The organism is Streptomyces sp. NRRL S-455 (assembly GCF_000717875.1).
Lineage (GTDB): Bacteria > Actinomycetota > Actinomycetes > Streptomycetales > Streptomycetaceae > Streptomyces.
The window spans coordinates 12,903-37,218 of record NZ_JOCT01000030.1; the positions used below are offsets into that span (position 1 = coordinate 12,903).

The following is a 24,316-nucleotide window of genomic DNA, read 5'->3' on the forward strand; positions in this document are numbered from 1 at the left end:
ACTCGACGGCTCGACCGTGCGCCCGCACACGGCATCGTCCTGCCAAGAGGGGGCCCCGGGGTCAGAGATCGAGGCGCTGCTGGGCGGCGACCTCTGGCTGCGCTCGGCGGCCCACTCCAACGCGATGACCCAGCGGCTGTACGAGGCGGTGCGCCGACTGCCGGGGCCTGGACGTCCCCGCCCGGTGCAGGCCAACCAGATCTTCGCCGTCCTGCCGCCGGCCGTCACCGAGCGTCTCCAGAAGCGTTTCCGCTTCTACACCTGGGACGTGCAGGCCGACGAGGTCCGCTGGATGACCTCCTCGACACCGAGGGCGACGTTTGACGCGTTCGCGGCGGCGATTGCGGAGGAGCTGGCGGCTGAGCGAGGCCAAGGGCCGGCGGCCGCGCTGACCACGGCCGAGCGCGAGGAACTGGAGCAACTGCGCCGCAGGGTCCGCGAAATGGAAGAGACGATCGAAGTGCTGGGGAAAGAGCCCGCCTTCTCCGCGAACCGCGGGACGAAGTAGCCGGCGGCGGAAGCCTGGGAGGTCGACACCGGCCGCTGGGCCCGACCAAGCCGTCTCGAGGAGTCGGGCTCAGCGGGCGGCGCGCTCCCGGGTGGTGCGGCGCAGTCCGATGAGTTCGGCGACCGCCTCCAGCCAGCGGGCCACGACCTCGTCGCCCTCCACGGGCCGGGCCACCGACTCGGCCGCATCCAGCCAGCCCCGCACCAGGTCCGAGGCCGTCGGCTCGGGCAGCAGCTCCGGCAGCCGGGCGGTGTAGCCGGTGCCACCGCTGCGGACGGTCCTGCCGAGGAACGCCACCGAGCGGGGCTGGACTCCGAGGCGGTCGAGCGCGACCGCGGCGCCCACGGCTCCGTCGCCGAACAGGGCGGTGCGACGTGGGCCCTGGGAACCGATGCCGTAGCGCAGGAGCATGGCGACATCGGCCAGTACTGACTCATCGTCGCTCTTGCCGGGGTTCATCGGTACCTCCGTTCCGGTCACCGCACGGTGACCGTGTAGATGAAGTACGCCGGGTCGTTGCCGGGGCTGCCCGTCGCGGGGCGGCCGTCGCCGCCGGGGCACTGGCCCAGCACGCAGTAGCTCATTTTGATCTTCGTGGTGCCCGCGGCAACGGCCTGGAAGGTGAAGGTCTGCGTACCAGCACCACCCCCGTCGGAACCGCTGTCGCCCTCGAAGTCGTCCTCCCGGCCGCCCTCCTGGCGCACCGTGGCACGGTCGGGACCGGGGCGCGCGATGCTCCAGTCCTGGCCTGTCGAGGGGTTGGCCGGGAGTGTCAGCTCGAACGTGTCGCCCGCGTCCACCTCGATGGACCGGTCTTCGGCCCCGAACGTCTCGGGGCCGAAGAGGCCGCACCCGGACAGCATCACGACCGTCAACGGCAGGGCCAGGGCGGCGGACAGGCGGTGGCTGGGCTTCACAGGGATCGGCGTTCCGTTCACTGGGCGGGCAGGTGGACGCCGTAGGCGTCGGGCAGGTCCTTGTCGGAGGCTTTGCCCATGTTGCCGTTGACGAAGTCGTCCTCGCTGACCCACGTGGTCGTTCCCCAAGGGTTGTAGACCTGCAGCATGTCGCCCTCCTGGCCGATGATCATCATGGAATGACCGACCCGGTCACCGTCCTCGTCCTCGCCCTCGACACCGATCGGTACCGGTCTGCCCTCGGCGACGGCCCGCTGGATGTCGGGCAGCGCGTCCCGGCGGTCGTCCGCGCTCCTGATCTCCTGGAACTCGTACTCGCCGCCCGTGTGCGGACTGATCTCCTTGTTGGAGATCTCGGTCTTGCCGTCGTTGTCCATGCCGTCGGGTGTCGAGCCGAAGGGGAAGTCGTACGCGTCGTTTCCGTCGCCTTCGTCATGCATCCGCAGCTGCTCGTCGCGCAACCGCTCCCGGAAGGCGTCAGGGTCGTCCTCCTGACCGGACGGACCGCCGGTGAGTTCGAGAGCGTACACCGGATCGACCATGGCGCGCCCGGTGACGACGGTCGACGGCACGCAGGTGTTGCCTTCCTGCGACCACCTCTCGCCCTTGAACGTCTGTTGGTCCGTGTTGTGGTTTGAACCCTCGTTGGGGCCACTGGTGTTGACCCCCTCGTCCTTCATGCTGTCCCCGGCCGTGGTGACCGGCGTCAAGTGCCGCTGCAGCCAGTCCGGGTCCTTGCCGTGGATCTTGTCGCGGAACTCGCCGACCTCCTTGACGTCGTACCCGGCGGCCAGCGCCTTCACCAGGTAGGCACGTTCCTGCGGGGTCTGCGCCTCGGCGAGCATCCGCTCGAACTCGGCCTCCTCGCGGGCGTCGAGGCGCTCCATCGCGCGGCCCGAGCGCTCCAGGTCGTTCGCGGTCAGCAGCTCGTTCATCTCCGCCGGGCCGCCGGGGCCCGCGATGTCGGCGAGCACGAGGCGGTCCGCGGCGGAGATGTTGTCGGTCTTCATCTGGCCCGCCCGGGCCTCGGACGCCAGCTTGTTGAGATCGCGCGCCGCGGCCCGCGCCGCGTCGTCGGCCACCTCCGCTGCGGCGTGCATCGCCTTGGCGCCCGCGGCCGCGATGCTCCGGGCCCGCAGCCGCTCCGCCTCCTCGGCGTCCTTCTCCACCATGTCGTCGAAGAAGCCGTCCTCACCGCCGAGCATGCCGAGCGCCTCGCGCAACTGCTCGCGGCCGCCCTTGTCCTGGGCCTTGGCGTCGGTCAGCGCGTCGGCCAGGCGGTACAGGGCTCCGGCCGCGCCGCTGAACGCCTGCTCCATCTGCTCGGCGGAGCGGGCCGCCGCCATCACCACCTCGGACGCCCGCGCCCCGGTGCTGCCCACCCAGGCGTCGGGGAGGCCCTCGTTGGCGACCTTCAGCACCCGCCGGTGCACGTCGGCGACGTCGTCGATCTGTTGGCGATAGGTCTTGGCGAGACCCTCGAGGATCCCGGGTTCACCGACCGGCGCCGAGACGCCCAGGGCGTTGTTGATGGCCCCGATGAGATCGTTCTTGCTGTCGGCCGAGGAGATGGAGTCGTAGTGCTCGGCGAGCTTCTGGCGGCGGTCGGTGGTGGATTCGCCTGCGTCGGGCATGACGATGCGGCCTTCTGTCGAAGTGAGGGCAGGAGTGTGGACTCGTACGCGGTACGAAGGACGCTCAGCCGAAGTCGGACAGGCCGCGCGGCGGCGTGCCGGGCGCGGGCATGGTGCGGTGGCCCGGCGCGGGAGCATCCCCCGTGGGCGCGGGCATCGTCGTCAAGCCCTCGCCGCCGGCCGCGCTCATGCCCCGGATGGAGGCGTGCTCGGCTCCCTGGTAGTTCGCCTTGGACACCCGCACCTTGTCGGCCAGTTCGTGCAGGGCACTCTCCAGGACCTCGGCCTCTGCCTGCCAGTCACCGGCGAAGTTGTTGTAAGCGGGGCCCGCGTCGGAGCCGCCGAGTGCGTCCGAGGTGTAGCAGGCGGTGTCCTTGACCGCCCTGGCGATGGCACCGACGTCGTCCCCCGCCGTGTCGAGTGTCTGCGCCTCTGTGTCCATCGCGCTCGTCTGGAGGCGATAGCCCCCGGCGCGCCCGTGCACGGTCATGTCCGGCCCCCGTCTTTATGATCTTGCGGGCGTAATGTAGCAGGGGGCCGTGACATGAACGCAACGACCTTCACCGCCCCCGCACAACAGGGTTGAAGGCCACGACCAACTGGCGAACTCTGTGTTGCGGGGCGCCCCGGACCCCCCGGGGGACGGTCCCCGGGAGACCCTCCGGGACGAGCACCTGCTACATGGCCGTCGAGGCCTGCAGCGGCTCCGGGACGTCGCCTTACTCCTGCACGGTGTTCTGCAGTTCGTCGGCGATGGCATGGCCGATCGAGTCGGTCACCGGGCCGGGTTGCCACGCCCACTGTCCGTTCGGGTTGCACTCGAGGAAGTACCAGTCGCCGACGGGCGTGACGGCGAAGTCGAAGGCACCGAAGACCAGTCGGAAGGTGGTGAGGTACGCGGACACCGAGCGCGCGATCCGGGCGGGGACGGCGATCGGCGTGCACTCCATGAGGGACTGCCGTTGCCGCCAGTCCAGGTCCGGGCTGTCGATGCGGACCGCGAAGAGCCGGCTGCCGACAGCTGTGAGTCGTACGTCGAACGCCTTCTCCACCTTGGCCTGGAACAGATGCGGGCAGACGGCCACGGCGGGTGTGATCTCGTCCGGACGCACTTCGCGAACCCATACCTGTTGTGCCGTGCCGTCGATCGCACAGGGCGTGTTCCACAACGGCTTGTAGACCACGGCACCGCGGTGCTGGGCGGCGAACTCGCGGGCCTGTTCATGGTCGTTGGTGATCAGCGTGGACGGGACGGACAGCCCGCTGCGCTGTGCGATGGCCAGCTGGGCCGGCTTGTACTCGGCCGCCCGGTTGTTCCACGGGTGGTTGACGTAGTGGGCTCCGGGAAGCGACGCCAGGATGCCGCCGACACCCCACAGGGACTGAGAGGCGGCGAACCGGCGCTCCTGGCCGCCCAGTTCGGGCGGCCCCTCGTAGGGGGAGGGGCGACGTGTCCAGACGGAGCGCACCTCGGTGAGGTCGAGCTCGCGGGTCGGCGTGCGCAAGGTGCCGCGCTGATCACCGGTGCGGTACGTGGCGGTGAGCGCGGCACCCGTGTGCAGGTCTGTGCCGGGATCGAGACGGACCACCGGGACCTGGCGTTCCGCGAGGATGCGCAGGACCACGTCAGCGGTCACGTCGTGGAGGCCGGTCAGCACCAGCACCGACCCGATCGGGCCTGTCGTCATCAGTCGTGGTCGGAGTCCGACGAGCTGTCCGAGTCATAGCTGTCGGCGCAGCTGGTGCTCGTGGAGCTCGACGTGCCGCTGCCCGTTTGGTGGTAGAGCTCGAGCGCCCTGCCGTGCTCGTCGATCACGACGGCGATCTGGGTCTCCGGGTCGATCACCGCGGTGAGCCGGGGAACCGTCCGCGTCTCGGCATACGGAGCCATGCGGGTGATGCCCCAGGGCGCGTCGGCGTTTCGTGTTGTCATCGTTCGTCTCCTTCACTTCTGACTCTTCAGGGGATCAATTCCTCCGAAGGGGAGGTCTCCGGTTTCGCACTCACTCCCGGCGCATGAAGTCGATCTCGACCGACGCGAGGAACGGCTGCACACTGACGCACTCCCAGCCGATCGGCTCCACGGCCGCGATGATCTTGTTGATCTCCTTGCGGATCGCCTTCATGGGCACCCTGGCGCGGCTGTCGATGTCGAACCCGGCGACGAAGAGCGTGTCACCTCTGCGATAGGCGGTTCTGGCGTCCGAAACGAGTTTCTGCATACGCCAGGCATGTAACAGCCCCATGTGGTTCCTCTTCGTCGTGGATGCGGGCGCGGCTCACACCGTGAGCGATGAGTCCATGCTGGCGAGGAGCGTTGAAATGCTGGTGAAATTCCGGTTCATCGGGCGGATGCGGCGGCAGCGGTGCGGCAGGGGGACGAGGAGCACCCTTTCGAGACGGATGCGGGCTTACGCGAGTTCACCCGATGCGGTGCGGGAGCGGGCGACGGCCCGTTCGAACCGGTCGCGGGCCTGGACGAGGTCCTCCGTCGCGGCCTGGCGCCAGCCCAACCGGTTACGGATCTCGGCCTTCAGACCGGCGCCGGGCCGTCCGCCGACCGCCGCGCGTGCCTCGGCGTGGAAGCGGGCCGCTGCGGCCGGGTTGCCCAGGCACTCCTCCGCGGCGGCGAGTCTGCCGAGGACCGCGGCGAGGAGGGGGACGTCTCCCACGCGCTCGGCGAGTTCGGCTGCCCTGGTCAGCGCGTCGGCGGCCTGCGCGTGGCGCCCGCGGTCCAGCTGGAGCGTGCCCATACGGAAGAGCGTCTTGCTCAGGATCCGGGGCCTGCCGATCCTTTCGGCGAGACCGACCGCTGCCGCGTAGCACTCCTGCGCCTTGTCCTTCTCTCCCACCTGATGGTGGACGGCACCCACATTGGCCAGGTACATCACGGCGAGCCAGTCGTCCTCCACTCCCCGGGACAGGTCAGCGGACTCGGCCAGGAGTGCGGCGGCCTCGGCCGGCTCCCCTGCCGCGTTCGCGAAGATGCCGAGGGAACCCAGCGCCCGTGCCTGCTCGAGGACGTCTCCGGTGCGGCGGCTCATCCGAAGCGCTTCTCCCAGCCAGCGGCGCGCCTGCCCGTAGTGACCCTGTAGCCCGTACGCGATGCCCATGCAGGTGCGCAGTTGGGAGACCATGCGCTGGTCGGTGAGCCGCTCCGTGAGCGGCAGCACGATCTCGACGGCGGTCCGGCACTCATGGTACCGGCCCTGCCGAGTGAAGTAGTCGCACAATCCCTCGGCTAGCCGGCGGCCGTCGTCCACGTGGCCGACGGCCGCCGCCTGGGCGACCACGTCGACCAGTTCGCCGCCCGCCGCGTCCAGCCATGCCGTCGCCTCCTCCCCGTGGGCGAAGGGCGCGGTGTCGGCCCTCGGGCCGGTGGGGAACGCGACGGGGCCCCAGTCGCTCGCACGGCGGGCGGCGGCCACATAGAGCCGGAAGACGCCGGCCCGCGCCGCGGCGACTTCTGCGGGGTGCGCGGCGGCGACGCGCCGGGCGTAGACCGCGACCAGGTCGTGCAGGCGGTAGCGTCCCGTGACGGCCTCCTGGACGAGACTCGTCTCGACCAGGCTCTCCAGGACGCGCTCGGCGGCGGACGGGCTGAGGCCGAGCAGTCCGGCCAGGGTCAGCCGGTCGAAACTCACGGTGGGCGAGAGGCCCAGTACGCGAAACGCCCGACGCTGCACGTCGGGAAGCTGATCGTAGGAGACCTGGAAGGCCGCCTCCACACTGCGGTCCTCGACCGCGAGTTCCGCGAGACGGTGCTCGTCGTCGGCCATCCGGGCCACCATGCGCTCCAGCGCCCACGGCGGGCGGCTCTGCATCCGAGCCCCGACGACCCGCAGAGCCAGCGGTAACCGGTCGCACAGGCGGGCCAGTTCACGCACCGCGGCACACTCCGGATCGGACCCCGTGCCACCGACGACACCGGTCAGAAAGGCCTCCGCCTCGTCCGTCTCCAGCGGCGCCAGCGAAATCCTGCGATCGGCGTCGAGCCCGGTCAGCCGCCGGCGGCTGGTCACCAGCACGAGACTGCCCGGACCGGCGGGCAGCAGTGGGCGCACCTGTCGGGCGGCGCGTGCGTCATCGACCACCACCATGAGGCGGAGGAAGGCGGTGGCCGCTCTCCAGGACGCCGCCAGGCCCTCGACGTCCGAAGGATCATCGTCTTCCGTGAGGTCGCCGACCGCCCGCAGCAGTCGGCGCAGCACGCGCTCCGGCACAGCTGCCTCCCGTCCCTGCCGGTGACCGTTCAGGTCCACGAACAAGCAGCCGTCCGGGAAGCGGTCGCGTACCGCCCGCGCGGCGCGCACCACGAGCGCGGTCTTGCCGACACCGGCCATGCCGTCCACCGCACGGACTGTCACCGCCTGCTCGTCCACCGGCGCGAGGAGCGCGTCCAGCTCGTGGTCGCGCCCGGTGAAACCGCTCACGTCGACCGGTAGTTCGTCCCGCAGGCGCCGAGGCGGGCCCGCGGCGGGCGGCCGCCGGTCTGTCGATCGGCTTGCCGGCGGGGGTGCGCCGACGAGGAGAACGTCGTCAGCGCGCAGCACTGCCTCGTGCACCCGCCGCAGTTCACCGCCCGGCTCCGTTCCCTGTTCCTCCACCAGACGGCGGCGCACCTTGGCGAAGACGGACAGCGCGTCGGCTTGCCGGCCGGCGGCGTAGAGGGCGCGCATCAACAGGGCGGCCACGGACTCGTTGTGGGGGTGCGTCGCGGACAGAGCGAAGAGTTCCGCGACGACCTCGGCGTGCCGGCCCAGCCAGAGCTGGCACTCCACCTTGTCCCGCGCCAGCACGAGCCGGTACTCCGACAGCCGTAGACGCTCCGCCTCCGCGAACGGCCCGGGGAGCGCCGACAGGGGTTCGCCGTGGAACAGGTCCAGAGCAGCTGTCCACGCGCTCACCGCGGCGGCCAGATCACCGGAGTCCCGCGCGCTGTGGGCCTCTTCGACGATCTCCCTCAGTCGGGCCAGGTCCGTGCGGACGCTTCGCGCATCGAAGCGGTAGCCACCCCGGTCGGTCACGATCACGGACCCGGCGGTACTCCGTGCTTCCAGCTCCAGACGCCGGCGCAGCTGGTGCACATAGACCGGGATGACCTTGGCACCGGTGCCCGGCGGCTCAGGGCCCCATACACCGTCGAGCAGTTGCTGTCGGCTGACGGTGGTACCCGGCCGCAGCAGCAGCGCGGTCAGCAAGGCCTGTTGGCGCACCGGACCGAGGTCCAGCCGCACATCGCCGCGCCAGGCCTGGAGTGGGCCGAGCACGGCGAACCGGAGTGGACCGCCGTGCGTCGACGACTCGCCGTTGGATGGCACGCTGGGGAGTATAGGAACCCGAGCGTCCCCCGTGGTGGGCCAACCTGAAGCAACCTTCCTCGCCGTGCGGCGTCCTCCACAGTGACGCGCCCTGAAGCTCCCCAGGGCGTGCGGCTCCCCCCCATGATCGAGGACGGTCTCTTCCTCGGGGCGAGTGCTGCTCATGTCTTCTCCAAGGCACACGCCTGGGTGAGCGAGCACGATGTCCGAATCGCGGATGTCTCATGGGACTTCCTCGACGGCGAGGACGAGCCCCACTGCCTGAGTGTGTATTTCACGTTCGAACCGCAACCCGCAGAAGGCCCGAGCCTCAGTCCGCGCTGACGACGACGACCTCGTCCCCGGCCGTCCAGCGGCGCCGCTCGTTCTTGGGCGGATTGATCCGCAGGCCGTGGCCGGGAGTCGTCAGGGCGCTGTCGTGGCTTCGGTAGCCGATGGCGCATTCGCCGCGATCCCGTGCCGCGGCCACGACCGTGGCGAAGGCCGTCTCACGCCCTGTCAGGACGTAGTCGGTGGCCGGCCGCATGCGCACCCCGGTGCCGTCGGCGGAGAACAGTTCCTCGAACACCGCGGCCAGGTGCCGGTTCTGGGAGATCTGGGCCATGAGCAGGCCGATGAGCTTGCCACTGATGATCACGTCGGCTCCGGGGCTGATGGGGGCCAGCGCCCGGTTGCGGTCGTCGATCAGTTCGGTGACGACCGGCAGTTGGCGGCCGGTGGCTTCCTCCAGCTGACGCAGGAGCAGGAGGGTGACGAGCGTGCGGTTGTCTGGGTCGTCCGGCGGCTGCCCCCGAGCGGGGTCCTGGCCGAGCACGATCACACTGTCGTAGGAGTGAACGTCCAGGCGCCGCAGGGTCTCGGGGCGGGTGACGTCCCCGTGGTGCATGGTCAAGGTCAGGTCGGTGCCGCTGCGCGCGTCGGCCTCGCTCACCTGGCGGACGGTCGCCTCGCCATCGTGCGTCACCACGTCGACGACCGACCCGGGCCGGGCGCGGCGGCGCAACTGGTCGACTATGAGCGGCGCACGGCGATTCCAGCCCAGCAGGAGAACCCGCTCCGGCCGCGCGGGCGCCGAGGTGCCGGACGCGATCGACGACTTCTCGACCAGCTCCGCGCAGTCCGCCGTCCAGGCCGTGTCGTCGTCCCGGGAGATGACGATGAGCCGGTCGTCCGGGGCTACGGTCGTCTGCGGTGGCGGGTTGAGCAGAGGGGTCTCTCCCCGCATCATCCCGACGACGCTCGACGTCGGGTAGGACAGCAGTGCGTCGCCGAACGGCCGGCCGGCCAGGGCCGGCTCGGTGACGAGGTAGAACTCGTCGCCGGCGAAGTCGAGGAGCTCCTGGTGGACGAGAGAGAGGCCGGGGCGGCGTGCGGCCTGGACGATCAGCCGGGCGGTGACGGTGTCGCTCTCCAGGATGACGCCGCCCGGTCCGGCGGCGAGAGAGGCGGCCAGGCGGTAGCGGTCGTCCCGGACGGCGGCGACGACGGGCGGCCGGGTCGTCTCCGCGGCCAGGGCAGCCCTCAGCGCCAGCAGCGTCTTGACCACCTCGGCGTCGGCGTCCGGCTCGTCGTGGGGCAGCACCAGCACGACGCCGGCCGTGGCCGGGCTGGTGAGGGTGAGGACGGCCGGGTCGGTGGTGGGACCGCTGCGGCAGATCAGCCGCGTGCGGCCGGCGGGGCCCACCTTCGTGCTCAGGGCCTCCTCCATGGCGGTCTTGTCCCGGTCGGCCAGCACGGCCACCGCCGCCCGCCGCTGGTTGGCGTTGGCGGCGACCAGCTCACCCACCACCGTGAAGACCTGCTCCGACCAGCCCAGCACGACGGCGTGCCCGTGTTCGAGCACGGTGGAGCGGCCGCGCCGCAACGCGGTGAGCCGCTCCGTGAGCGCCGTCGTGATCAGGCCGACGAGCGTCGAGACGTACAGCAGGGCGACCAGGGCGAGCAGCACCGACATCGTCACCCGCAGCGGCGCGCCCGTCGCGCCGCCCAGCCGCAGCGTCTCCCCGGTGAGGCGCCATACCTGTGCCAGCCGGTCCGTGAGGGGCGCCGGCGCCTCGGGGTCGGTCCACACCAGCACCCCGCTGGCCGGGACGACGATGGCCAGACACACCAGCGCCATCCAGCCGACGAGAGCGGAGGCACCGCGGGCCAGCGTGCTGTCGAACCAGTAACGGGCTCTGTCACCGAACGGAGTGCGCCGCTGCGCCACCCTTCCCCCTCTGTCGCCCGCGCTCTCGTCAGGCCGGGTCGGCGCCGCGCACGCGATGCGCCGCGCAGGCCGGCCGGAGAACCCGGATGGATACGCAAGGGGCAGTGTGGGGGATCGATCGTGGCGGCCGACGGGGTTCGTTGAGCCTTCATCCCTTCGGGTATTCCGAGCCGTCCCCATGGGCTGACCTGCTGTGACGTCAGGGTTTGTCTCCGTCTTCGCTCCTTCGGGTCAACGCCGGAGCGAAGGACGGACGCCCGGTCACGACCGCCAGTACAAAGACCGCCATGACTGAAGATCACTCGGTGGCGCGCCCGGACGGCGGTTTCTCCCGGAGGACTTTCGCGGCGGCGGCCGGCACGGCCACGGTGGCGACGGCCCTCACCGGCGGTGTCGCCACGGCTCTGCCCGCACCGGCCGCACCGACTGCCCCGGGCGCGGGCCGGGGCGCCGACTTCGACCGGTGCCTCGCCGTCGCTCGCGCCCTCCTCGTACTGGACTCCGACGACCGCCCCCTCGTACCGCGTTACCAGCGCGTCCTGAAGAAGGGGCTGCCGGCTGGACGACGGACCCGCTCCAAGGACGTTCTGGTGATCGGCGCCGGTCCGGCCGGTCTCGTCGCTGCCTGGCTGCTGAAGAAGGCGGGTCACCGGGTGACGGTGCTGGAGGCCAACGGCAACCGCGCGGGTGGACGCGTCAAGACCTTCCGCAAAGGCGGTCACGAACAGGCCGAGCAGCCCTTCGCCGACCCCCGCCAGTACGCCGAGGCGGGCGCGATGCGCATCCCCGGCAGCCACCCCCTGGTGATGGAGCTGATCGACCAGTTCGGCCTGGAGAAGCGGCGTTTCCACTACGTCGACGTCGACAACGAGGGGCGTCCCGCGGGGCGCACCTGGATCCACGTCAACGGTATCCGCGTGCGACGCGCCGACTACGCCCGCGCGCCCCGGCGCGTGAACCGGTCCTTCGGCGTCCCCAAGGCCCACTGGGACACCCCCGCCGCCGCCATCCTGCGGGCCGCGCTGGATCCGGTGCGCGACGAGTTCAGTTACGTGGGCCGAGACGGCAAGCGGGTCGGCAAGCCGCTCCCGGAGCGGCTGCGGGGCTGGGCCCGGGTGGTGCAGCGGTTCGGTGACTGGTCGATGTACCGCTTCCTGACCGAGCACGCCGGCCTCGACGAGCGGACCATCGACCTGATCGGCACCCTGGAGAACCTCACCTCACGCCTCCCGCTGTCCTTCATCCACAGCTTCATCGGCTCCTCCCTCATCAGTCCCGAGACGCCCTTCTACGAGCTGGAGGGCGGCACGGCCGTACTGCCGGACGCGCTCTTGGAGCGCGTGCGGGGGGACGTGCGCTTCGACCGCCGTGTCACGCGTATCCAGTACCACCACCCCGACCGCCCCTCGCCGGACACCCCACACGTCCGGGGCAAGGGTCCGCACGTGTGGGTGGACACCGTGTCCGAGGGCCGCGACGGGCCCGTCGTACGCGAGCAGTTCACCGCGGACGTCGCGGTGGTCACGGTTCCCTTCTCCGGCCTGCGCCACGTGCAGATCGCCCCGCCCCTGTCGTACGGGAAGCGCCGCGCGGTCAGCGAACTGCACTACGACAGCGCGACCAAGGTGCTGCTGGAGTTCAGCCGCCGCTGGTGGGAGTTCGACGAGGCGGACTGGAAGCGCGAGCTGAACGCCGTCGAACCGGGCCTGTACGACGCCTACCGCACCGGCCGCGCCGCCGCGGACGGCCGTCTGCTCGGCGCCCATCCCTCCGTGCCGGGCGGGCACATCACGGCGGGTCAGCGCACCCACTACGCCGCCAACCGGGCGATCGCGCGCGACCAGCCGGAGGCGGTCGACGTCGTGGGCGGCGGCTCGGTGTCGGACAACGCCAACCGGTTCATGTTCCACCCCTCCCACCCGGTTCCGGGCAGTGCGGGGGGCGTGGTCCTGGCGTCCTACAGCTGGGCGGACGACGCGCTGCGCTGGGACTCCCTGGACGACGAGGCGAGGTACCCGCACGCCCTGTGCGGCCTCCAGCAGGTGTACGGCCAGCGCATCGAGGTCTTCTACACCGGCGCGGGCCGCACCCAGAGCTGGCTGCGCGACCCCTACGCCTACGGGGAGGCGTCCGTGCTCCTGCCCGGGCAGCACACGGAGTTGCTGCCCGCCATCCCCGTGCGTGAAGGGCCGTTGCACTTCGCCGGGGACCACACGTCCGTCAAACCGGCGTGGATCGAGGGAGCCGTGGAGTCCGCCGTGCGTGCCGCCCTGGAGGTCCACTCCGCATGAGCCACGAGGTGGGGGCCACCGGGCCCCCACCTCGCGTCTGAAGGGTCATCGGTCAGTCAGCCGTCAACAGGAGCTGCCGCAGGAGGACGAACTGCCGCACGACGACGAACTGCCGCATGACGACGAGCTGCCGCCGGAGCAGGAGGAACCGCCGCAGGAGGAACCGGACGGCGAGCTGTCGCAGGCGTCACTCGCGGCGTACCAGGACGAGCCGCCGGACGAGGTGCCCGCGCCTCCTGTCGCTGATGCCGGGCCCATACCGCTGCGCGTCGGCCACGCCCCGTGTGCGGACGCCTGCCGGCCCAGATCGTCCCAGGCACGTCGCGCTGTCCTGCGCACGAGCCAGGCGGTCAGCACAGCCACCACCAGGATGACGGCCACCACGACCACAGCTATCACAGCAATCACGATCATGTCCCCCTTCCCCGGGCCAGGCGCACCGGATGCCCGGACCATGCCCCCGCTCCCGGCTGCTTCAATCTCTCCTTGAGCAACCTCAGAGGTACGACGGTCTTCGGGTCACGCTCGCCAGGCGTACCGGCGTTCGGGCCGCCCGGCGGCGCCGTAGCGCAGGGACACCTCCGCGCTGCCGGTGGTGTGGAAGTGCTCCAGGTAGCGGCGGGCGCTCACGCGGGACACGCCGGTCAAAGCGGCGCACTCGGTGGCGGACAGGGTGCCGTCCGCCGCGCGCAGCGCCCGCTCGACCAGTTCGGCGGTCTCGACGCTCATGCCCTTGGGCAGGGTGGGGGCCGACGCGGGGACGAACGCTCCGGCCAGTACGCGGTCCACGTCCGCCTGGCCCCGTACGACCGTGCTGAGCAGCCGTCCCCGCTGGGCCGCGTAGCGCTCCAGGCGGGGGCGCAGATCCTCGAAGTCGAAGGGTTTGAGGAGGTAGTCGACGACGCCGCGGCGGACGGCGTTGCGTACCGTGTCGGCCTCCTGTGCCGCGCTGATGACCATGACGTCGCAGTCGTGGCCGGCCGTGCGCAGCCGGGGGATGACGTCGAGTCCGAAGAGGTCGGGGAGATACAGGTCGAGCAGGACGAGGTCGGGACGCAGGGCGTCCACGGCCTCGATCGCCTGTCCGCCGGTGTGGGCCACGCCGACGACACGGAACGGCTGGACGCGTTCGACGAACGTGCGGTGGACCCTGGCGACCATGAAGTCGTCGTCGACCACCAGGACGTCGATGGTGCCCGCCTTGCCACGGGTGTCGGTGGTCATGAGGTCGCTCCTTCCGCCACCGCGTCGGTGAGCCGGCCGACGGTCATGCGTGCGATGAACACGGCCCCGTCGGGGGTGTTGGCCACCGAGATCTCGCCCCCGTGCCGTTCGCAGACCAGCTTGGTCAGGGCCAGTCCGATGCCACGCTCGCCCTCCCGCGCGGCCTTGGTGGTGAAGCCGTGGGAGAACACCTCGCGGGCCAGTTCGGGTGCCACGCCCGGCCCGGAGTCGCGGACCGCGATCTCCACGCTGGAGGCGTCCTGCCGCAGCGCCACCTCGACCCAGGAGTCGTTCTGCGCGGCGGCGGCGTCGACGGCGTTGTCCACCAGGTTGCCCACGACGGTGGCCACGTCGGCGGCGTCCTCCGGGGCCAGCCGGTCCAGCGCCGTGTCGTCGGAGATACGCAGGCTGACCTTCCGTTCGGCCGCGAGGGACGCCTTGGCCATCAGCAGCGCGGCCACCGCGGTGTCCCGGACCCGGCGGCTGAGGGTGACGTCCAGGGACTGCCGGCGCTGGTTCAACGCGCGGATGTAGCGCACGACTTCGTCCTGCTCACCGATCTGGATCAGCCCGGAGATGGTGTGCAACTGGTTGGCGAACTCGTGCGCCTGCGCCCGCAGCAGCTCCGAGGAGCTGCGGAAGGACCCGATCTCCCGCTCCAGCCGGGCCAGTTCGGTGCGGTCGCGCAGGGTGGTGACCGAGCCCAGGAGGCGGCCCTCCTTGGTGACGGTCATCCGGTTCATCACCAGGACCCGGCCGTGCCGGACGACGACCTCGTCCCGCTTGCCGGAAGTGGTCCCGGCCAGCACGTCGCGCAGCCGCCCGTCGATGCCGAGGCCGTCCAGGCTCTGCCCGACGCAGTCCTCGGGCAGGTCGAGCAGGCGGCGGCCCATGTCGTTGACGAGGGTGAGCCGTTGCTGCGGGTCCAGGGCGACCACGCCCTCGGCGATCCCGTACAGCATCGCCTCCCGGTGCTCGGCGAGCCCGGCGATCTCCCGGGGCTCCAGCCCGAGCGTCTGCCGCTTCACCCGCCGCGCGAGCAGCCAGGAGCCCGCCACGCCGAGCCCGCTGGCGATGCCCAGATAGGCGAGCAGGTAGGAGGAGGCGCCGTTGAGCCGCTGCCACACCGTCGGATCGGCCTCTCCGATCATGACGGTGCCGAGGAGCCGGCCGAGGTTCTCCTCTCTCGCCCCGAGGACGGGGACCTGGGCGGCGAGCTCACGGTTGCCGTCGAGCGTCAGCTGCCCGGACCAGCCGCGCCCCGGGGCCGCGCCCCGCGCCGGCGGCAGCCGCTCGCCGATCACGGTGGGGTTCGTGGAGCTGACGATCCGGCCGGAGGCGTCGGCCACCGTCACCGAGGTCACCCCGGACTGCGCCTGCGTGGCGAGCACCAGCGGGGCGAGCGTCTCCCCCGGGGCCGGACGCGTCAGCTGGCTGCGCACCAGGGGGCTGGCGGCCAGTTGTTCGGCCAGCGCGCTCACCCGGCGTCCTTCGACGCGGTTGAAGGTGGCCTGCGACTGGGCGAGGGAGACCGCGGCGACCGCCAGCAGCACCACCACGACGATGGCGAGCTGGAGCACCAGCATCTCGCCCGCGAGCGAATGGCGACGGAAGGTGGCGACCACAACGAACTCAATCTTTACTGCTGACACAAGGGGGGCGGCTCATGTGCCGAGTCGCACAATCATGACGCCGGCCAGGGAAAACCGGAAGTGAGGTGTCATGAGACGTCCCGCACGTGCTCTCCTCGGCGCCTGCTCCGTCCTGGTCCTGCTGGCGGCCGGCGCGTGCGGTGGATGGCCGGGGGGCGGGGCCGGGCCGGACCCGCGGCTCATGGTGCCCAACACGCCCGGCGGCGGCTACGACACCACGGCCCGCACCGTGGCCCGGGTGATGGCGGAGACCGGGATCGCCTCGGACGTGCAGGTCTTCAACCTGCCCGGCGCCGGTGGCACGGTGGGTCTGCAGCGCCTCGCCGACGAGAAGGGCAACGGCGATCTCGCGTTACAGATGGGCCTGGGAGTGGTGGGCGCCTCGCACGCGGCCGGGTCACGGGTGAGCGTCACCGAGACCACCCCGATCGCCCGCCTCCTCGAGGAAGCCGGGGCTGTCGTGGTGCGCGCGGACTCGCCGTTCCGGACGATCGGCGACCTGGTGGACGCCTGGCGCGAGGTGCCCGGTCGGCTGAGGGTGGGCGGCGGCTCCTCCGTCGGCGGACCCGACCATCTGCTGCCGATGGAGCTGGCGCGGGCGGTCGGCATCGACCCGGGGAAGGTCAGGTACGTCCCGTACGACGGCGGGGGCGGTGATCTGCTGCCCGCGCTGCTCGACGGCCGGATCGACGTCGCCACCAGTGGGTTCGGCGAGTTCCTCGACCAGAGGCGCGGCGGCCGGGTGCGGATCCTGGCCGTCACCGGTGAGCGGCCGGTCGGCGTCCTGCCGGGTGTCCCGACGCTGAAGTCCGCCGGGATCGACCTGGTCTTCAACAACTGGAGGGGCATCGTGGCCCCGCCCGGCATCAGTGACACCGACCGGCGGCGCTGGGTCGAGGCGCTGACCGAGCTGCACGGCTCTCGCGAGTGGCGGGCCGAGCTGCGCCGGCACGGCTGGACCGATGCTTTCGCCACCGGCCGTGCCTTCGCGTCCTACCTCGCGCGGCAGGACGCGCGGGTCGCCGCCCTGGTCCGCGGTCTGGGGCGGCGGTGACGTCAGGAGGCGTTCGTCTTGGGGCCGATTCCCTGCAGATCCCGGATGGTCCCGCCGAGTTTCGCGCGGAGGGGTTCGAGCATCTTCGGCTTGGCGCTGACCACCCAGCGCATGCCGACGAGGTACTTGCCGCCGTACACGCTGGCCGACTCCAGCCAGGTCTCCTTGAGTTTCTCCTCGGGGAAGGTGGTGATGAGGAAGTCGCCCTTCTTGGTGTGGCAGACACCCTCGCGCAGTTCGTCCGCCTCGGTGCGGATCTTCACCTTGCAGCCGGTCAGGCCGGCGATCACCTCCACCTTCGCCGGCGCGACGACTCCGGCGGCGGGTGCGGCGGACCCGCTCGGCGTCACCGTCTTGCGGCTGCCGGCCGGCTCCGCGTCGTCACCACCGCCGCAGGCGGTGACGAGGGGGAGCACGGCCAGGGCGCCGGCCAGCGCCGCGGCGCGCAGCCGGTGGGTGCGGAACGGGGTCCGGGCAGTGGATCGTGCGTGCGGTTGCTGCTGGGACACGTCGCCTCTCCGGGTGCGGACTGTCCTGCCCCCGTGGGCAGGCAGGAGTACTCACGAAGCGGTACGGATGCGCACCCGGAGCCGTTCACACCCTTTCCATGACCGGGCTCTCCGACCCGCCGAACTGGGTCCGGTAGAGCTCCGCGTACCGCTTCCCCGCCGCCAGCAGTTCCTCGTGCGTGCCGCGTTCCACGATCCGGCCGGCCTCGACGACCAGGATCTGGTCGGCTGCCCGGACGGTGGAGAGCCGGTGGGCGATCACGACCGCGGTCCTGCCTTCGAGGGCTTCGGTGAGCGCTTCCTGGACGGCGGCCTCGGAGGTGTTGTCGAGGTGGGCGGTGGCCTCGTCGAGGATGACGACGCGCTGCCGGGCCAGCAGCAGCCGGGCGATGGTCATGCGCTGGCGCTCGCCGCCGGAGAGGCGGTAGCCGCGTTCGCCGACCACGGTGTCGAGACCGTCGGGCAGGGACCGCACGAGGTCGTCGAGCCGGGCCCGGCGCAGGGCGTCCCAGAGGTCGGTGTCCGTGGCCGTGGGGCGGGCCAGCAGGAGGTTGGCGCGGACGGTGTCGTGGAAGAGGTGCCCGTCCTGGGTGACCATGCCGAGGGTCTCCCGCAACGACTGCGCGCTCAGATCACGGACGTCGATCCCGCCGACGCGTACGGCGCCCCCGTCGGCGTCGTAGAGGCGGGGCAGCAGCTGCGCGACGGTCGACTTGCCGGCGCCGGAGGACCCGACGAGCGCCACGGTCTGCCCGGGCTCGGCACGGAAGGAGATGCCGTGCAGGACCTCGTCGCCGCCCCGCTTGTCCAGGGCGGCGACCTCCTCCAGGGAGGCCAGGGAGACCTTGTCGGCGGAGGGGTAGCCGAAGCGGACGTCGTCGAACTCGATCGCGACGGGCCCCTCCGGCACGGGGCGCGCGTCGGGCTTCTCCTCGATGAGCGGCCGCAGGTCGAGCACCTCGAAGACCCGCTCGAAGCTGACCAGGGCGCTCATCACCTCGACCCGGGCGCCGGCCAGCGCGGTCAGGGGCGCGTACAGCCGGGTGAGGAGCAACGCCAGGGCCACGACCGCGCCGGGGTCCAGGGTGCCGCGCAGGGCGAGGTAGCCGCCCAGCCCGTAGACCAGTGCCAGGGCCAGGGCGGAGACGAGGGTGAGGGCGGTGATGAAGGCCGCCTGGGCCGTCGCCGTCCGGACGCCGATGTCCGCGACCCGGCGGGCCCGTTCGGCGAACTGTGCCGACTCCTCCTCCGGGCGTCCGAAGAGCTTGACGAGGGTGGCGCCGGGGGCGGAGAAGCGCTCGGTCATGCGGGTGCCCATCGCCGCGTTCAGTGTCGCCGCCTCCCGCTGCATGCGGGCCATCCGGCTGCCCATGCGCCGGGCCGGGATCACGAAGACCGGCAGCAGCACCAGCGCGAGCAGGGTGATCTGCCAGGACAGGGTGAGCATCACGGCGAGGGTGAGCAGCAGTGTGACGAGGTTGCTGACCACTCCGGACAGGGTGTTGCTGAACGCGCGCTGGGCGCCGATGACGTCGTTGTTGAGACGGGAGACGAGGGCGCCCGTACGAGTGCGTGTGAAGAAAGCGACCGGCATGCGCTGCACATGGTCGAACACCGCGGTCCGCAGGTCGAGGATGAGGTGTTCCCCGAGCCGCGCCGAGAGCCTCCGGCCGAGGATGCCGAGCGCCGCCTCCGCCACCGCGATCAGCGCGATGAGCAGGGCCAGGCGTACGACGGTGCCCTCGTCCCCGTCCGAGACGATGACGTTCACGACCCGCCCGGCCAGGACCGGCGTCGCCACGGCGAGCAGGGCGGTGCCGACGCCGAGCAGGACGAAGAGGGCGATGCGGCGCCGGTGCGGGCGGGCGAACGCGCCGATGCGGCGCAGGGTGGCGAGGGCGAAGGGGCGGCGCTCCCGTTCGGCGTTGATGACGCTGTGCAGTTGTGTCCACGCTGTGGTCTCCATACTCATGACAGCGAAGCTAGAACCTCAAGCAATCTTGAGGTCAAGGCGTTCACACATCGCTCCGGCATACCGCACAATCGGCCCGACCCCCCTCTTCTCCCCGTCCCCCACCCAAAGGTCCCGATGACGCTCTCCTCACAGCCGCTCCCCGCACGTAAGGCGGCGTCCCCGCTCCCGCAACCCGCCGTTGGCGGGGCGTGGGAAGCCTCTGCGGATGTGACAGCGGTACAACTCCCCGAACTCCGCCCGGGACGACTCCCCCGTCGCGTCCCGGTCCGCCGCCTGCGTCAGATCCTGTGTCTGCTTCCGCTGCTGCTCGTCACCGTGGTCGCGGTGCAGCACCGGTCGGTGCTCGCCGAGGGCTTCGCGCATCTGGCCACCGCCGAGTGGCCGTGGCTGCTGGCCGCGGTCGGCACGACGTGTCTGACCTGGGTCGCCGCCGCCTGCACCCGGCAGGGCGCGGTCGTCGAACGGCTGCCCCGACGGCGGCTGCTCGCGACGCAGTTCGCCGCGGGCGCGGCCAACCACCTGTTGCCGACGGGGCTGGGCGCGAGCGCGGTGAACCTGCGGTTCATGACGGTGTGCGGGCTGCCGCTCGCCCGGTCCTCGGCCGCTCTCGCGCTGTACCTGCTGGCGGAGAGCGTGGGCCGGGTGGCCCTGCTCGGCGCCCTGCTCATCGCGTTCCCCGACGCGCTGCGGCTCGGCACGCTGCTGCCCGAGGCGGCGTTCGGCCCGCTGCTGACCGGTGCCGGCCTGGTGCTCGTCGTCGCGGTGGCGGTGCTGGCCCTCGTCCGGCGGGTGCGCTCGGCCGTGGTGTCCTTCCTGCGGACGGCGCTCGGCGAGGCGCGCTCGGTGCACACCCGTCCGGCCCGCGCCCTGGCCCTGTGGGGCGGATCGCTCGCCTTCCCGGCGCTGCAGGCCTCCGTACTGGTGCTGGTGGGGCAGGCGTTGGGGCTGCCGGTGCCGCCCGCGCACATGGCGGTTGCCTATCTGGCGGCGACGGTCGCCGTCGCGCTGGTGCCCACTCCGGGCGGGCTCGGCTCGGTGGAGGCGGCGCTGGTCGTGGCGCTGGTGGCGGCGGGCGGACCGGCCGCGGTGGCCACGGCCGTGGTCCTGGCCTTCCGGGTCATCACCGTCTGGCTGCCGCTGCTGCCGGGGGCGCTGACGCTGGGGGCGCTCGTCCGGCTGAAGGTCATCTGAGCGACCGGTTCCGAGCACCGGCGCGTTGACGGCGCGTCATGTGCAGCAACTCACCCTCCGCTCGCCCCGGTCTCCGGTACGAAACCCCGCTCGGGATGCGGCAGGATGAAAGACCGTGCCCACCGCAGGTCAGGGTGGTCGGGCGCGATTCGAGCATCCCGGAAACCGAGCAGGTGACGACGTGACGACACTTCACATCCGGCCGTCGGCGACAGAGGTCGCCGCAGCACTTCTCCCGGGAGGCGACCGGTGAACCGCGCGCTCACCGTGGACGACCTCGTCTTCGCCGGGATCGCCCTGGCGTCGGGCCTGCTGGCGGCCTTCGCGCTGCGCATGCTGCTGCGCTGGCTGGGCGGGCACGCCGACCGCACCCGCTGGACGGGGGACGACGTCATCGTGCACGCGCTGCGGGCCGTGGTGCCGTGGGCCGCGGTCGTGGGCGGCGTGGCGGGCGCGGCGGCGGTGCTGCCGCTGACCCGGACGGTGCAGCACCACACCAACCAGGTGCTGACGGTGCTGCTCATCTTCGTCGCAACGGTGTCGGCGGCGCGGGTGGTGGCCGGACTGGTGCGGACGGTCACCCAGTCGCGTTCCGGGGTCGCCGGATCGGCCACGATCTTCGTCAACATCACCCGGATCCTGGTCCTCGCGATCGGTTTCCTGGTGGTGCTCCAGACGCTGGGGATCTCCATAGCCCCGCTGCTCACCGCCCTGGGTGTGGGCGGTCTGGCGGTCGCGCTGGCGCTTCAGGACACGCTGGCCAACCTGTTCGCGGGCATCCACATCCTCGCCTCCAAGACCGTCCAGCCCGGTGACTACATCCGGCTCAGCAGCAACGAGGAGGGCTACGTCGAGGACATCAACTGGCGGCAGACGACGATCCGCAACCTGTCCAACAACCTCGTCGTGATCCCCAACGGTCAGCTCGCGAAGACGAACATGACGAACTTCATGCGTCCCGAGGAGCAGCTGACCATCATGGTCCAGGTCGGCGTCGCCTACGACAGCGACCTGGAGCACGTGGAGCGGGTGACCAACGAGGTCATCGCCGAGACGATGACCGAGGTCGAGGGCGCCGTCCCGGACCACGAGCCGATCATCCGGTTCCACACCTTCGGCGACTCGCGCATCGGCTTCACCGTGATCCTCGGCGTCGGCGAGTTCAGTGACCAGTACCGGATCAAGCACGAGTTCATCAAGCGCCTGCACAAGCGCTACCGTGCCGAGGGGATCCGGATCCCCGCCCCGACCCGGACGGTGGCGCTCCAGCAGGGCGCGGCCGTCATCCCGCAGCAGCGGACCGGCGAGATCGAGCCGGGAGAGATGACCTCCGCCCGGTTCGACTGAGCGTCACGTCGCCGGCGCGTCGCCGACCATGATCCGCACCCCTGGGCGGGCGGCCGTCGGCGACGCCCCGTGGTCAACCGGTCACGGCGGATCGGATGTTGCCCGAAACCGGTCGCGGACCCCTGTCGAGACGTGGTCGCCCACGAGATATCTTGATGTCGAGCAATGTTGCAGACGTGGAGCGGAGCACCCGGTGACTGACTCGACCATCATCTATACGCACACTGACGAGGCCCCGGCCCTGGCAACGTATTCCTTCCTGCCGGTGGTCCAGACGTACGCCTCGCAGGCGGGTGTCGCCGTCGAGACCCGCGACATCTCGCTGGCCGGGCGCATCATCGCCCTGTTCCCGGAGTACCTGACCGAGGACCAGCGCATCCCGGACGCCCTGGCGGAGCTCGGCGAGCTGGCCAAGACGCCCGCCGCCAACATCATCAAGCTGCCGAACATCTCGGCGTCCATCCCGCAGCTCAAGGCCGCGATCGCCGAGCTCCAGGGCCAGGGTTACGCGCTGCCGGACTACCCGGACGACCCGAAGACCGACGAGGAGCGCGAGATCCGCGCCCGCTACGACAAGGTCAAGGGCTCCGCCGTGAACCCGGTCCTGCGTGAGGGCAACTCGGACCGCCGCGCCCCGGCCTCGGTGAAGAACTACGCCAAGTCCCACCCGCACCGCATGGGCGCCTGGACCGCCGAGTCCAAGACGGACGTGGCGACCATGGGCCAGAACGACTTCCGCTCCACCGAGAAGTCCGTGGTGATCGCCGAGGACGGCGCGCTGCGCATCGAGCTGGTCGGCGACGACGGCAGCACCACCGTGCTGCGTGAGTCCGTACCCGTCCAGAAGGGCGAGGTCGTCGACGCCTCCGTGATGCGCGTCGCCGCGCTGCGCGAGTTCCTCACCGCGCAGGTCGCCCGGGCCAAGGCCGAGGGCGTGCTGTTCTCGGTGCACCTGAAGGCCACGATGATGAAGGTCTCCGACCCGATCGTCTTCGGCCACGTGGTGCGCGCCTTCTTCCCGAAGACGTTCGCGCAGTACGGCGACAAGCTCGCCGCGGCCGGCCTGACCCCGAACGACGGTCTGGGCGGCATCTGGAAGGGCCTCGACGCCCTGCCCGAGGGCGCGGAGATCAAGGCCTCCTTCGACGCCGAGCTCGCCGAGGGCCCGGAGCTGGCCATGGTCGACTCCGACAAGGGCATCACCAACCTGCATGTCCCCTCGGACGTCATCATCGACGCCTCCATGCCGGCCATGATCCGCACCTCCGGCCACATGTGGGGCCCGGACGGGCAGGAGCACGACGCCCTCGCGGTCATCCCGGACTCCTCCTACGCGGGCGTCTACCAGGCCGTGATCGAGGACTGCAAGGCCAACGGCGCCTTCGACCCGTCCACCATGGGCACGGTGCCGAACGTCGGTCTGATGGCGCAGAAGGCCGAGGAGTACGGCAGCCACGACAAGACGTTCGAGATCGCCACCACGGGCACGGTCCGCCTGGTCGACCAGAACGGCACCGCCCTGATCGAGCAGACCGTCTCGGCCGGTGACATCTTCCGCGCCTGCCAGACCAAGGACGCCCCGATCAAGGACTGGGTGAAGCTGGCCGTCACCCGTGCCCGCGCCACCGGCGACCCGGCGGTGTTCTGGCTGGACGAGTCCCGCGCGCACGACGCCAACCTGATCGCCAAGGTCAAGCAGTACCTGCCGGAGCACGACACCGAGGGCCTGGACATCCGGATCCTGTCCCCCGTCGAGGCCACGAAGCTGTCGGTGGAGCGCATCCGCCGCGGTGAGAACACCATCTCGGTCACCGGCAACGTGCTGCGCGACTACCTGACCGACCTGTTCCCGATCCTGGAGCTGGGCACCAGCGCCAAGATGCTGTCGGTGGTCCCGCTGATGGCGGGCGGCGGCCTGTTCGAGACGGGTGCGGGCGGCTCGGCGCCGAAGCACGTGCAGCAGCTGGTCAAGGAGAACTACCTGCGCTGGGACTCGCTGGGTGAGTTCTTCGCCCTGGTGCCGTCCCTCGAGCAGTACGCCAAGGTGACCGGCAACGCCCGCGCCCAGGTCCTGGCCGACGCCCTCGACCGTGCCACGGCGACCTTCCTCAACGAGGACAAGTCCCCGACCCGGCGCGTCGGCGGCATCGACAACCGCGGCAGCCACTTCTACCTGTCCCTGTACTGGGCGCAGGAGCTGGCCCAGCAGACCGACGACGCGGACCTGGCGAAGGCCTTCGCCCCGCTCGCCGAGACGCTCGCCGCCAACGAGCAGAAGATCGTCGACGAGCTGATCGCCGCGCAGGGCAAGCCGACCGACATCGGCGGCTACTACCAGCCCGACCCGGCGAAGGCCGCGGAGGTCATGCGCCCGTCCGCGACGTGGAACGAGGCCCTGGCGTCCCTGAGCTGACGCCGCCCGCCCCGGGCTGACCGACCGCCCGACGGCATGCGACTCCGCCCCGACCGGCATAGTGTCCGGTC

The 24,316-nt window shown here is 71.3% G+C and carries 19 protein-coding genes; 6 read left to right on the top strand and 13 right to left on the bottom strand.

The features are described from left to right. Positions 1-16 precede the first annotated feature (16 nt). Complete coding sequence (locus IE97_RS0132155) at positions 17-508, top strand: hypothetical protein (RefSeq protein WP_030248355.1); 492 nt, start codon at positions 17-19, stop codon at positions 506-508. Between the two features lie 69 nt (positions 509-577). On the opposite strand, the gene IE97_RS0132160 is transcribed toward IE97_RS0132155, so the two are convergent. From IE97_RS0132160 to IE97_RS0132205, 9 genes are all read right to left on the bottom strand, one after another. Next, positions 578-967: a hypothetical protein gene (locus IE97_RS0132160; protein ID WP_030248358.1), complete on the bottom strand. Its 390-nt coding sequence runs from the start codon at positions 965-967 to the stop codon at positions 578-580. Between the two features lie 17 nt (positions 968-984). Further along, the gene (locus IE97_RS39505; RefSeq protein ID WP_051705204.1) at positions 985-1,425 is read right to left on the bottom strand and encodes a protease inhibitor I42 family protein; all 441 of its coding nucleotides are present in this window, start codon (positions 1,423-1,425) and stop codon (positions 985-987) included. A gap of 17 nt (positions 1,426-1,442) precedes the next feature. Further along, on the bottom strand, positions 1,443-3,059 hold the full coding sequence (locus IE97_RS0132170) for a WXG100 family type VII secretion target (protein ID WP_030248362.1): 1,617 nt from the start codon (positions 3,057-3,059) through the stop codon (positions 1,443-1,445). A gap of 64 nt (positions 3,060-3,123) precedes the next feature. After that, the gene (locus tag IE97_RS0132175) at positions 3,124-3,549 is read right to left on the bottom strand and encodes a WXG100 family type VII secretion target (RefSeq protein WP_158708375.1); all 426 of its coding nucleotides are present in this window, start codon (positions 3,547-3,549) and stop codon (positions 3,124-3,126) included. A 229-nt stretch (positions 3,550-3,778) separates the two neighbouring features. Further along, positions 3,779-4,747 (bottom strand): ATP-grasp ribosomal peptide maturase, encoded by a 969-nt coding sequence (gene tgmB / locus IE97_RS0132180; RefSeq protein WP_030248368.1) that lies wholly within the window; start codon positions 4,745-4,747, stop codon positions 3,779-3,781. Then, complete coding sequence (tgmA, locus tag IE97_RS0132185) at positions 4,747-4,992, bottom strand: putative ATP-grasp-modified RiPP (RefSeq protein ID WP_030248369.1); 246 nt, start codon at positions 4,990-4,992, stop codon at positions 4,747-4,749. Before tgmA ends, tgmB begins: the two co-directional genes overlap by 1 nt. 70 nt (positions 4,993-5,062) lie before the next feature. Then, complete coding sequence (locus IE97_RS0132190) at positions 5,063-5,305, bottom strand: hypothetical protein (protein WP_158708376.1); 243 nt, start codon at positions 5,303-5,305, stop codon at positions 5,063-5,065. Positions 5,306-5,470: 165 nt separating this feature from the next. Next, entirely contained in the window at positions 5,471-8,380 is a 2,910-nt protein-coding gene (locus IE97_RS0132195) for an AfsR/SARP family transcriptional regulator (protein WP_051705206.1), read from the bottom strand. Positions 8,381-8,690: 310 nt separating this feature from the next. Next, on the bottom strand, positions 8,691-10,589 hold the full coding sequence (locus tag IE97_RS0132205) for a CASTOR/POLLUX-related putative ion channel (RefSeq protein WP_030248382.1): 1,899 nt from the start codon (positions 10,587-10,589) through the stop codon (positions 8,691-8,693). Between the two features lie 287 nt (positions 10,590-10,876). Here IE97_RS0132205 and IE97_RS0132210 point away from each other — a divergent pair, with 287 nt between their 5' ends. Next, positions 10,877-12,880 carry a flavin monoamine oxidase family protein gene (locus IE97_RS0132210; RefSeq protein WP_030248385.1) on the top strand — a complete coding sequence of 668 codons (2,004 nt, stop codon included), beginning with the start codon at positions 10,877-10,879 and terminating at the stop codon, positions 12,878-12,880. 519 nt (positions 12,881-13,399) lie between these two features. Here IE97_RS0132210 and IE97_RS0132215 read toward each other — a convergent pair. Further along, positions 13,400-14,104, bottom strand: coding sequence for a response regulator (locus IE97_RS0132215; RefSeq protein WP_030248388.1), 705 nt, complete (start codon positions 14,102-14,104; stop codon positions 13,400-13,402). Then, the gene (locus tag IE97_RS0132220; protein WP_030248392.1) at positions 14,101-15,729 is read right to left on the bottom strand and encodes a sensor histidine kinase; all 1,629 of its coding nucleotides are present in this window, start codon (positions 15,727-15,729) and stop codon (positions 14,101-14,103) included. Before IE97_RS0132220 ends, IE97_RS0132215 begins: the two co-directional genes overlap by 4 nt. Before the next feature lie 97 nt (positions 15,730-15,826). Between IE97_RS0132220 and IE97_RS0132225 the strand changes: the two genes are divergently transcribed. Further along, the gene (locus IE97_RS0132225; RefSeq protein WP_030248396.1) at positions 15,827-16,810 is read left to right on the top strand and encodes a Bug family tripartite tricarboxylate transporter substrate binding protein; all 984 of its coding nucleotides are present in this window, start codon (positions 15,827-15,829) and stop codon (positions 16,808-16,810) included. A gap of 2 nt (positions 16,811-16,812) precedes the next feature. On the opposite strand, the gene IE97_RS0132230 is transcribed toward IE97_RS0132225, so the two are convergent. Beyond that, positions 16,813-17,319 (bottom strand): hypothetical protein, encoded by a 507-nt coding sequence (locus tag IE97_RS0132230; protein WP_030248398.1) that lies wholly within the window; start codon positions 17,317-17,319, stop codon positions 16,813-16,815. Between the two features lie 85 nt (positions 17,320-17,404). Continuing rightward, positions 17,405-19,285, bottom strand: coding sequence for an ABC transporter ATP-binding protein (locus IE97_RS0132235; protein ID WP_030248402.1), 1,881 nt, complete (start codon positions 19,283-19,285; stop codon positions 17,405-17,407). A 216-nt stretch (positions 19,286-19,501) separates the two neighbouring features. On the opposite strand from IE97_RS0132235, the gene IE97_RS0132240 reads away from it, so the two are divergent. The 3 genes from IE97_RS0132240 (at position 19,502) to IE97_RS0132250 (ending at position 24,245) form a co-directional block, all read left to right on the top strand. Further along, positions 19,502-20,485, top strand: coding sequence for a lysylphosphatidylglycerol synthase transmembrane domain-containing protein (locus IE97_RS0132240; RefSeq protein ID WP_078603455.1), 984 nt, complete (start codon positions 19,502-19,504; stop codon positions 20,483-20,485). Between the two features lie 249 nt (positions 20,486-20,734). Beyond that, positions 20,735-21,832, top strand: coding sequence for a mechanosensitive ion channel family protein (locus IE97_RS0132245; protein ID WP_030248407.1), 1,098 nt, complete (start codon positions 20,735-20,737; stop codon positions 21,830-21,832). Between the two features lie 193 nt (positions 21,833-22,025). Next, positions 22,026-24,245: an NADP-dependent isocitrate dehydrogenase gene (locus IE97_RS0132250; protein WP_030248411.1), complete on the top strand. Its 2,220-nt coding sequence runs from the start codon at positions 22,026-22,028 to the stop codon at positions 24,243-24,245. Positions 24,246-24,316: the final 71 nt, after the last annotated feature.

Coding starts and splice junctions, on each gene's coding strand:
- IE97_RS0132225 (WP_030248396.1), top strand. CDS start 15,827: ATGAGACGTCCCGCACGTGCTCTCCTCGGCGCCTGCTCCGTCCTGGTC.
- IE97_RS0132235 (WP_030248402.1), bottom strand. CDS start 19,285: ATGGAGACCACAGCGTGGACACAACTGCACAGCGTCATCAACGCCGAA.
- tgmB (WP_030248368.1), bottom strand. CDS start 4,747: ATGACGACAGGCCCGATCGGGTCGGTGCTGGTGCTGACCGGCCTCCAC.
- IE97_RS0132215 (WP_030248388.1), bottom strand. CDS start 14,104: ATGACCACCGACACCCGTGGCAAGGCGGGCACCATCGACGTCCTGGTG.
- IE97_RS0132190 (WP_158708376.1), bottom strand. CDS start 5,305: ATGGGGCTGTTACATGCCTGGCGTATGCAGAAACTCGTTTCGGACGCC.
- IE97_RS0132170 (WP_030248362.1), bottom strand. CDS start 3,059: ATGCCCGACGCAGGCGAATCCACCACCGACCGCCGCCAGAAGCTCGCC.
- tgmA (WP_030248369.1), bottom strand. CDS start 4,992: ATGACAACACGAAACGCCGACGCGCCCTGGGGCATCACCCGCATGGCT.
- IE97_RS0132175 (WP_158708375.1), bottom strand. CDS start 3,549: ATGACCGTGCACGGGCGCGCCGGGGGCTATCGCCTCCAGACGAGCGCG.
- IE97_RS0132160 (WP_030248358.1), bottom strand. CDS start 967: ATGAACCCCGGCAAGAGCGACGATGAGTCAGTACTGGCCGATGTCGCC.
- IE97_RS0132210 (WP_030248385.1), top strand. CDS start 10,877: ATGACTGAAGATCACTCGGTGGCGCGCCCGGACGGCGGTTTCTCCCGG.